Below are 8,601 nucleotides of genomic sequence, written 5' to 3'. Positions count from 1 at the left end.
CGCCGCCGCCGATGACGCAGCTCCGGCGCCCGGCCGAACCTGCGGCCCCGGCCCCGCCGCCCATCGTGGCGCCGCCGCCCATTCCGACGCCGCCGCAGACGCACCTCGCGCCCGCGCCGCCGCGCCCGCAGGTCCCGTCGCTCCCGGGCGTCGTCGTCCCGCATTCGGCGCCGCCCGCGCCCGCCCTCCCGATACAGCCGCCGCCCGTCACGCGGCCATCCGGGACCACGGTGGGACAAGCGGCGGTGCTCGCGGCGCAAAAGGCGCGCCCCGCGCCCGAGCCCCCGCCGCCCGCGGCTCCGCCGGCGCCACTCGAAAAGGATCGTCCCCGCCCCGGGAAGAGTGATCCACGCGTCCTCGCCACGGCTGCCTTCCTCGGCGCGGCCGAGGCCTCCAATGCCGCCGCCACGGCGCCCACGGAGGACGACCGCGAAAGAGAGCGGCGCGACAAACCCGCAATCACGCCACCCGCAGCTACACCTGCGCCCGCGGGTTTTCTCGTCGATCTCCTGTGGTTCGCCGCCGAGCTTCCCCCGCGTCTTCCCGAAAACGAGGCGTGGAAGCCGCTCTTCGAGCCGGCGGCGCCCGCGGCGCCCGAAGAACCCGAAAGCGAAGCGTCCGAGGACCCGTGGAACGACGAGGACCTGGAAGCTCCGCCGCCGAAGCCTCGCAAGAAGCCCGAGCGCAAGAAAGAAAAGACCCCGGAAGAAAAAGCGAAGGAGGACAAATCCCGCGTCTCGAGGGTCCTCACGCGCGGAATCCCCACGCTCGACGTGGAGAACGCGCTCTTCTCATCGGTCAACGACGACGGCGTGCTCGAACCTCCGCTCCTCGTCGTGGCGGGGGAGCTCGAATTGCCTTTCGACGAGATCGAGGTCCTCAAGGTCCTCTCGAGCGCCGCCGCGCCGCTCGCGGTGGGCGACAAGAAGCTCAAGGAGACGCTCGATCTCGCGAACGAGGCGCTCGGCACGCCGCTCGGGAGCTCCGCCGACGTGGCGGCGAATTTGTCGCTCCGCGTGCGCGAGGCGTGGGCCAAGGCGAACCGCATGCTCCCGCCCGATTACCTCGACGTGCATTCACGGCGGGTCCTGCTCGAACAACGCAAGTACCAGAAACGCGAGCTCTCGGGCGCCGAATGGATCCGTGCGCTCCTCCACGGCCCGATGGCGGACAAGGGCATCCCGACCTACCTGCCGCTCGATCTCTCGAAGAAGCTGCCGCTCTTTTCGAGGTTCTCGGCCCGCCTCATCGTCGAGGCCGTGCCGCAGCAAGATCAGAGCGAATCGCAGATCGTCGCGCTCCGCGTGCTCGCGCTCGCGCGCACCGTGGCGGGCCGGCCGAAGCGCTGAAGGCTCGCCCGCTCACGGGCGCACGCGCACGCCCTGCCCCGTGGCAATGCCCATGAGCACCGCAGCGTGGGTGTCGGAGATACCGAGCAACGTGAGGAGCTCGAGCGCCCCTGTCCAGGCAGGGGCGCCGGGCGCGTCCACGGCGAGCCCTCCTTGCGCGCCCACGAAAAACGTCGTGGTGAAGGGGATGGGCTCGATATGGCTCGTCGTGTGCATATCGGGCCCGAGCCCCAGATTGATCCGCTGGTTCATGATGTTTTCCCCCTGCCGCAAAGGCACCGACAGGGCCACGACGGGCCCGCCATACGGGCTCACCTGCCAGGGCGCGCTCCCCGCTTCGCCGCCGACCTCGAACGAATGGCCAAACAGCGGGGCTCCATCGAGCGTCAACGCGACCGTCCCCTTGTTCGTGCCCGCGATCCCCGCGCCTGCCTTCAGCGCGAGCCAATCGAGCTCGCCGGGATTGAACCGCCCCCACGTCCGCAGACCATAAAGCCAGCGCGGATGGCTGTGCCGCGCTCGTACGATGAAGCCGGGCTCGGGTTCGTCGTGCTCCAGATTCAGCGCGCCCGAGAGCCCGCCGCCCACGGTCGCCCACTCGTTCACTTGCGATTCGACCCTGAGCTCGGCACCGACCCCGCCGTCGACCCAGACCCCCGCCCCGAGCCCCACGACGAGCATGATCCGCGTGTCGCCGGGCTCGTTCGGCGCGACCCGCGCGAGATTCGGCAAAAGCGGCGGTGGCGAGATGACGTTGCAGCTCAAACAAAATGCGGACAGCGCGGCGCCGAGAACGAGGCGATGGTGGCGGAGCATCGTCCGCACTCTATCACGGCGGGCTCACTTTTTCTCGAAATCGAGCCGCCGCGGAGGACGACAGAAAGCCCCGGTCTGGGCGACCGGGCCCTCGGGGGGATCCTCGGTGATGGCCGAAGCTTCGAGCTCGCGGACGGCGCGGCCGGAGCGATCGACGATCGCGAAATACTCCGTGGGGCCGGGGCTACGATACCCCTCGGCGTAGAGGTGGCCCCGGTGGGGCCCGGAGCGAATGGCCGTCACGCAATCGGTCCCGCTCGCGACGGTGTTCACCACGGGCGATTTTTTCCGGAGGTCGACGCCGCAGACGCTCGTGTGGGTATACCGCGGGATCTCGTACCCACGCGCGTCGAGCAGGACGAGATCGTCGAACGCGAAGACCGGGGACCACAAGCTCAGGCACGTGCCATTCCTGGCGATCTCGCTGGTTTGTCCGGACGCGAGGTCGTGCAGCAGGATGCGGTTGTCGGTGACCCGAGAAACCTCGGGAGGCGGCGCAGGCACCTCCGCGGACGCGACGGGCTCGGGCGCGACCGCGACGTCGTCGGATCGCGACGCAGGGCGAGAGCAGGCGCTCGCGGCCAGGGCAAACGCGGCGGCCAGCGCGACGAGCGTCTTCGTGGGGTCTCCGGTCCGGCGGGGCTCGCTCATCGCCGCGCCAACGCGTAGCGACCCGTTCCCCTTCCGAACCACGTGGGCGCGCGCCCATGCCCTCGCAACGCACGTTTTCGCCGACCCAGAACGCCCTGGCGCGGTATCATGGGCCCCCCTTCTTCGGAGGACTTCATGACCGTTCGTTACAACGTGCTCTCCCCGGAGTTCAGGAACGATCCTTATCCGGTTTATGCGGACATGCGCCGCAACGCTCCCGTGTGTCAAGTGGATCCGGGCGGCATGTGGGCCGTCACGCGGCACGAGGACGTCATCTTCGTGCTCAAGAATCCCGAGCTCTTTTCCTCACGCGGCTTTGGCCTGGCGGTGAACCCGCCGTGGCTCGGCGGAAACCCGTTTGCCGATTCGATGATCACCATGGATCCGCCCCAGCACGGGCGGCTGCGAGCCCTCGTCTCGCGGGCCTTCGGCACGTTCGCCATGGCGCGAATGGAGCCGCGCGTGCGAGCATTTGCCGAGCAGGCAGTCGCCGAGCTGCCGCTCGGAGAGCCCGTCGACGTCATGCCGCCCTACGCCTTGCGAATCCCGGCGTTCGTCATCGGCGACCTGATGGGGCTTCCCCCCTCGCTGCACGCGCGCCTCAAGCGATGGGCGGACCTCATCACCGGCGGCGTGACCACGGTGCGTCCGGACGAACACGATCGCAAAGATCTCGCGCGGGGCGCGGTGGCGGACCTGCGGCGGTATTTCGGCGAGCTTTTGGAGGAGCGCCGGCGCGCGCCCGCCGAGGATCTCGTGAGTGACCTGCTCGCGGCCAAGGTCGACGGCGAGGCCCTCACGCAGGACGAGCTCATCGCATTCATGACCCTGCTCCTCGTGGGCGGCATCGAGACCGCGGTGAACATGCTCGGCGCGTCGCTCGTGGTCCTCCTCGAACGGCCGGAGCTCTGGGAGAAGCTCCGCGCGGATCGTTCGCGGATCCCCGCGTTCATCGACGAGGTGCTCAGGTACGAGCCGCCGCTCCACGCGGTGCCGCGCACGACGACCACGGAGGTGGAGCTCGCCGGCGTGAAATTGCCCAAAGGCGCGCCGCTGCTCGTCATGACGGGCTCGGCGAACCGCGACGAATCCCAGTTCCCGGACCCCGACCAATTCAACCTGGAGCGGCCCGGCCCGAAAAACCTGCCCTTCGGGCACGGCGTGCACTTCTGCCTCGGCGCGCAGCTCGCGCGCATGGAAGGGCGCCTCGCCCTGGAGGCGCTCTTCGATCGCGCGCGCGGCATCTCGCCCGGCCCCGAGCCCATGGCCTGGCACCGCACGCTTCTGGTGCGTGGCCCCGGCTCGCTCCCGATCGTGCTGCATTCCGCCTGAACGCGTGGTCCCGCCAGGATCTCTCGTAATTCCAGCGCGGGACGGGCGCTCGGGTGGGATGGCCGCCGGGCCTCCTCGGCCATAGATATTTCCGAGGGGGCTCTATGATCTACGAGGAGTTATGGGATCTCGATCAGGCGCACGAGGGATGCCGCGTCGCGGCCCGAACGGCCGAGGACACGTGGATCCCGGAGGACGCCCACGTGAAGCTCGATCTCCAGGGCTGCGCATCCGGCAAGCGCCACATCGATCTCGCGACGCGCCCGCTCTTCGCCTACGTCGATCCGACCGTCCTCCAGAGGCCGACGTATGCGGCGTTCGTCACTCTCCTCGACAATTACATCCCCGACCCGTACGCCCCGGAGATCGAGACGCCGGAAGAAGGGCGGGAGATCCACGATTTCCTTCGAACCATCGCCCAGACGCCCGTGATGCAGCGCGCGCTCGTGTACATTCGCGAGGAGCTCGGGCACGCGCTTTCCGAGGCGTCTCTCCAGGAACACCTGCGGGACCTGTGGTTTCGGACCTACACGAACCATTACGGCGGCCGTGTCCTTTCGGACGCCTCCGGGTTCGAGCACGTCTTCGTGGGGGAAGGCCGGTACGATCCACGCCGCGACGCCCAGGCGCTGGGCGAGCTCTCCGGGTACCATTCGTGGATCAAGTTTTACCTGGACGAGTCCCACCGGCGCGTGAACTATCTGGGGTATCAGTGCGGCGTGCGCCACCCCGACCCTCGCTCGGCGCCGAGCTCGGTGACGCTCCAGATGCTCTCGTACTATTTCGACCTATCGGGGACGATGCGGGCCGAGCTGTTCAAGAAGATCGGCGGATTCTTCGTCGGCACGAGCCCCGCGTTCGACCTCGCCATCGGCGCCGTCGCTTTCCACGAGAGCGTGGCCGGCCTCTTCGAGGGCATCCGGCGGCGCATCCGGATCCATGACGAGACCTACGATCTCGTCCTTTGCCGCAACATCCGTGAAGACGGCTCCCCCGGCGACCACATTCGATCGCTTTATCCGGTCTTCGTCGGGGACGGCAGGGCCGACGCGCTGGAGGAAGGCCCTGTCGTGATCCGGCCCGTGGGAGCAGCTCTGCGCAACGAGGGGCCGGTCGTCATCGAGGAGGCGATGCCTCACCCGGACAGCGGGACGGAATGGATTCGCCTGCGCAACGTGTCTTCGGAGGAAATCGAGCTTTCGGGCTGGGCCTTGCGGGATCGCATGGCGCGCTCCGCGCCGCTCGGAGGGACGCTCGGTGCGGGCGAGGACCTCGAGGTCGAGCTGCGCCGCGACGTCGACGGGGGCATGGCGCTCGGCAATCGCGGCGGGACCATCCTCCTTTATGACCGGAACACGCTCGTCGCCGCGGCGAGCTACGGCCCCACCCGGCGGGGCGAGGCCGTCCGTTTTCGCCCTTGAGCCCACGCAGAGCCCCGTCCCCGCGATGGACTGGACCCCGGAAATGGGGCGAGCAGCCCCGGGGCGGCAATACAACGATCGCTCTGGGTCACCGGCCCCCGTTTCACCCCGGCACAGGCCCGCCCGACGGCTCCTCGCTCGTCGTCGTCTCGGCCGGCGTGATTTCCTCTCCGGCGAGCGCCCGGCTCGTCGGCCTCACGCGCTCGGCCAGGTCTTTTCGGCCAGCGAGCCGGAAGAGCCCGATCAGCGTATCGGCAATGCCTTGATGGTCCTCCACCCAGGCGAGCACTTGCTGATCGCGCCGGCCGAGCTGATCGGCGAGCTCCAGCTCCTCCCGTTGCATGTCGGCGAGCGCCTTCGCCCGCGTATTGGCCTTCTTGATGTCGCGCGCCTCGCGCAGGCCCACGTCGTCGGCGCGCGCCGCGACGACGCGGAGCTCGGCCACGTCGAGCGATTGGGCCGAGGCGCAGAGGGCATCCGACAAAAACTCGAAGAGGACGAGGAAAAGATCCTTCGTCGCTTTCGTATCCGCCCCTTGCACGGAGACCGCGCGCGCCGCGAGCCTCGCGGCCACCTGCTCCGCGTGCGCCTTCGCCGCGCTCACGACGTGCCCGCTCGATTGAAGCCGATTGTCGACCTGCCCCGCCCTCGTGGCTCAGCCCCGAAAGACCTGCGCGTGCGCCCGCGCGAACGCCTCGAACGAACGCGGCGCCCGCCCGGTGACGCGGAGGACCGTATCCGTGACGCGGCCTTCCGCGCCTCCCCGGATGGCAACGTCGAGCCCGATCAGCAGCGCGGCATACGGCTCCGGCATGCCTGCGGCCGTGAGCCGGCGCCGGGCCTCGTCGTCGTCCACGTGTACGTGCCGCATCGGCCTGCCGGTGACGCGCTCCAGGATCGCCGCCACGTCCGCATAAGCGAGCGCCTCCGGCCCGGTGATCACGTGCGCCGTGTCATGCGACACCTCGTCCACGAGCGCGCGCACGGCGACCTCCGCGATATCGTCCGGGTCCACGAATCCGACCCGCCCCGCGCCCGTCGAGGTGACCACCTTTCCCTCGCCGATCAGGCTCGCCCCGTGCGGGTGTCGCGAATCGACGAAATTCTGCATGAACCACGAGGGCTTCAGGATCGCCCAGCCCGGCGCGCGTTCGCGCAGAAATCGCTCCACCGTGCCGAGCCCCGGAGCGCCCTCGGGAATGGCGGACGAGCTCAAAAGGACGAACCTCCCGACCCCACTCGCGAGGGCACGTTCGAGAAACGGCAGCATCAGCGTGGAAGGATCCTCGACCATCCCCGGCGCGATCAGATACACCCGATCCACGCCCGAAAGCGCGGGCCCGTGGGTCGAGGGGTCGGCCCAGTCGAACACGACGTGATTGCCGCCGCTGGCCGCGCGGCTCGCCACGCGCGCGGACACACCGAGTTCGCCGAGGCGCGCTGCAATCCGACGACCGGTGTTCCCGGTCCCGCCCGTGATCAGAATATGGCCGCTCATGGCGCACCCACGGCCTTGCGCACCTCGTCCGTCCCGCCAAACGATTCGAGCGCGAGCCCGACGTTCCAGTATTCGCGATAATGAACGACCTTCCCCTCCTTCGTTCGCAGCACCATGATGTAGTCCTGCTCGTATCGCTTACCAGTGGCGGGGAGGAACGCCGTGCCGTGCACCTCGGCCAGCGCCACGTCGGGGTCCGTCGTGACGTACCGGCGCAGGTTGCTGAACGTGAGGCCAACGAAGGTCTGCGGCGTGGGGCGGAAATACGCGTCGATCGCCGCCTTGCCTTCGAGGCGCGCCGGCAGCCCGGGCGGGGCGTAAGGGAACTCGACCACCGCGTCGTCCGCGAAGAGATCGATCCAGCGCTGGATGTCCTGGGAAATGAGCGCGAGGTGCTCGTCGAGGGCCTGCGCGGCGTCACGATGTCCGATACTCGTCATGGGAAACCTCCTCCGTTCGAGGGATGCCCAGAAGGTAACGGCAGAGGGCTTTGCCGCGCGTCCGGATCACATGCCCGCGCGTCCACGCGTGACGTCCCGGCGCCTCCACGCTAGGCTCCCCGGCATGTCGGCAGCCTTCGACGAGCTGGCACGGACGCTCCGCCTGCAAGGAACCGAGGTGCAGCAGGCCGATCTCGGCGAGCGATGGGGAAAACAGCTCCCCTCGCAAGGCAAGGCGCGCGTCTACGCGGCCCTGCGCGGGGGCGGCTGGGTCGGCCAGAAGGATCAGCGGCTCGCGCTCCGCGAGGGCGAGCTCGTCTTCTTGCCCCGCGGCGACGCGCATTCGATCCGCGACAAACCCACGACCTCGCTCTCGGGCTTCTCCGACGTTTATTGCAAGGCCCTCCGGCCCACGGGCCCGACCACGATACGCACCGAGGCGCCGCCCGAGACGCGCCTCGTCATCGTGGATCTACGCTTCGACGCCGCGGGCGCGCCGTGGCTCTCGCTCCTGCCCTCGCTCGTGCACCTCCAGGGCTCGAATCCGGGGTTGTCCCGGTGGCTCGGTGAGACCTTGCATTTGCTCGCCGAGGCGCCCGATCTCTCGCCGCCGCTACGCGACGGAATCGTGGAGGCCTTCGGGCACACGCTCTTTGCTTGCGCGCTCCGCACGCTGGCCTCGCCGCTTCCCGGCCGAGAGGCGCTGCAGGACGAGCCCATCGCGGCCGCGCTCGCCGAGGTGCGGGCCGCGCCCGAGGAGAACTGGGAGCTCGGAGAGCTCGCGCGTCGGGTCGGCCTCTCGCGCTCGGCGTTCGCGGCGCGCGCCACCGCCCTGCTCGGCGAGCCGCTCGGGAGCTACGTGCGCCGCCTGCGCCTCGACCGCGCGGCCGCGCTGCTCGCGGGGACGACGCTGCCCATCAAGGTGATCGCGGCGCGCGTCGGCTACGATAGCGAAGCGGCCTTCACGCGGGCTTTTACGCGCGCCCACGGCCAGGGCCCGCGGGAGCACAGGCTCGCGCACGCGGCGCGACGCGCAGGGGCGGATACCTTCGGCTCCGGGCAGAGCGCCGCGATTTCTCGCTGATTCGTGAGGC

8 protein-coding genes and 1 pseudogene are annotated in these 8,601 nt (G+C 69.5%); 4 read left to right on the top strand and 5 right to left on the bottom strand.

Annotated elements, in window-relative coordinates; translation table 11 throughout:
- Window positions 1-1,349, top strand: a pseudogene (locus QHF83_RS41610) (hypothetical protein); the annotation flags it as partial.
- 12 nt (window positions 1,350-1,361) lie between these two features.
- Here QHF83_RS41610 and QHF83_RS41605 read toward each other — a convergent pair.
- Both QHF83_RS41605 and QHF83_RS41600 read right to left on the bottom strand, forming a co-directional pair.
- Window positions 1,362-2,165, bottom strand: coding sequence for a hypothetical protein (locus QHF83_RS41605; RefSeq protein WP_282423658.1), 804 nt, complete (start codon window positions 2,163-2,165; stop codon window positions 1,362-1,364).
- Window positions 2,166-2,189: 24 nt separating this feature from the next.
- Window positions 2,190-2,816 (bottom strand): hypothetical protein, encoded by a 627-nt coding sequence (locus QHF83_RS41600; RefSeq protein ID WP_282423657.1) that lies wholly within the window; start codon window positions 2,814-2,816, stop codon window positions 2,190-2,192.
- A 135-nt stretch (window positions 2,817-2,951) separates the two neighbouring features.
- On the opposite strand from QHF83_RS41600, the gene QHF83_RS41595 reads away from it, so the two are divergent.
- Together QHF83_RS41595 and QHF83_RS41590 are read left to right on the top strand one after the other, a co-directional pair.
- Window positions 2,952-4,148 carry a cytochrome P450 gene (locus QHF83_RS41595; RefSeq protein ID WP_282423656.1) on the top strand — a complete coding sequence of 399 codons (1,197 nt, stop codon included), beginning with the start codon at window positions 2,952-2,954 and terminating at the stop codon, window positions 4,146-4,148.
- A 104-nt stretch (window positions 4,149-4,252) separates the two neighbouring features.
- On the top strand, window positions 4,253-5,569 hold the full coding sequence (locus QHF83_RS41590; protein ID WP_282423655.1) for a lamin tail domain-containing protein: 1,317 nt from the start codon (window positions 4,253-4,255) through the stop codon (window positions 5,567-5,569).
- A gap of 103 nt (window positions 5,570-5,672) precedes the next feature.
- Here QHF83_RS41590 and QHF83_RS41585 read toward each other — a convergent pair whose 3' ends face one another.
- Genes QHF83_RS41585 through QHF83_RS41575 form a run of 3 tightly spaced genes read right to left on the bottom strand, consistent with a single transcriptional unit; the run spans window position 5,673 to window position 7,507 of the window.
- The gene (locus tag QHF83_RS41585) at window positions 5,673-6,173 is read right to left on the bottom strand and encodes a hypothetical protein (RefSeq protein WP_282423654.1); all 501 of its coding nucleotides are present in this window, start codon (window positions 6,171-6,173) and stop codon (window positions 5,673-5,675) included.
- 51 nt (window positions 6,174-6,224) lie between these two features.
- The gene (locus tag QHF83_RS41580; protein WP_282423653.1) at window positions 6,225-7,067 is read right to left on the bottom strand and encodes an oxidoreductase; all 843 of its coding nucleotides are present in this window, start codon (window positions 7,065-7,067) and stop codon (window positions 6,225-6,227) included.
- Window positions 7,064-7,507 (bottom strand): nuclear transport factor 2 family protein, encoded by a 444-nt coding sequence (locus QHF83_RS41575; protein WP_282423652.1) that lies wholly within the window; start codon window positions 7,505-7,507, stop codon window positions 7,064-7,066. The genes QHF83_RS41580 and QHF83_RS41575 overlap by 4 nt, the downstream gene beginning before the upstream one ends.
- A gap of 124 nt (window positions 7,508-7,631) precedes the next feature.
- On the opposite strand from QHF83_RS41575, the gene QHF83_RS41570 reads away from it, so the two are divergent.
- Window positions 7,632-8,591, top strand: a complete 960-nt coding sequence (locus QHF83_RS41570; protein WP_282423651.1) for an AraC family transcriptional regulator — start codon at window positions 7,632-7,634, stop codon at window positions 8,589-8,591.
- Window positions 8,592-8,601: the final 10 nt, after the last annotated feature.

The organism is Polyangium sp. 15x6, from assembly GCF_029960785.1.
Classification (GTDB): Bacteria; Myxococcota_A; Polyangia; order Polyangiales; family Polyangiaceae; genus Polyangium.
Note: the sequence above shows the minus strand (reverse complement) of the source record. Positions and strands in the feature narration are given on the sequence as shown.

What these genes read in the sequence shown, in the direction of transcription:
- QHF83_RS41605 (WP_282423658.1), bottom strand. Translation starts at nt 2,165, where the DNA reads ATGCTCCGCCACCATCGCCTCGTTCTCGGCGCCGCGCTGTCCGCATTT.
- QHF83_RS41600 (WP_282423657.1), bottom strand. Translation starts at nt 2,816, where the DNA reads ATGAGCGAGCCCCGCCGGACCGGAGACCCCACGAAGACGCTCGTCGCG.
- QHF83_RS41595 (WP_282423656.1), top strand. Translation starts at nt 2,952, where the DNA reads ATGACCGTTCGTTACAACGTGCTCTCCCCGGAGTTCAGGAACGATCCT.
- QHF83_RS41590 (WP_282423655.1), top strand. Translation starts at nt 4,253, where the DNA reads ATGATCTACGAGGAGTTATGGGATCTCGATCAGGCGCACGAGGGATGC.
- QHF83_RS41580 (WP_282423653.1), bottom strand. Translation starts at nt 7,067, where the DNA reads ATGAGCGGCCATATTCTGATCACGGGCGGGACCGGGAACACCGGTCGT.
- QHF83_RS41575 (WP_282423652.1), bottom strand. Translation starts at nt 7,507, where the DNA reads ATGACGAGTATCGGACATCGTGACGCCGCGCAGGCCCTCGACGAGCAC.
- QHF83_RS41570 (WP_282423651.1), top strand. Translation starts at nt 7,632, where the DNA reads ATGTCGGCAGCCTTCGACGAGCTGGCACGGACGCTCCGCCTGCAAGGA.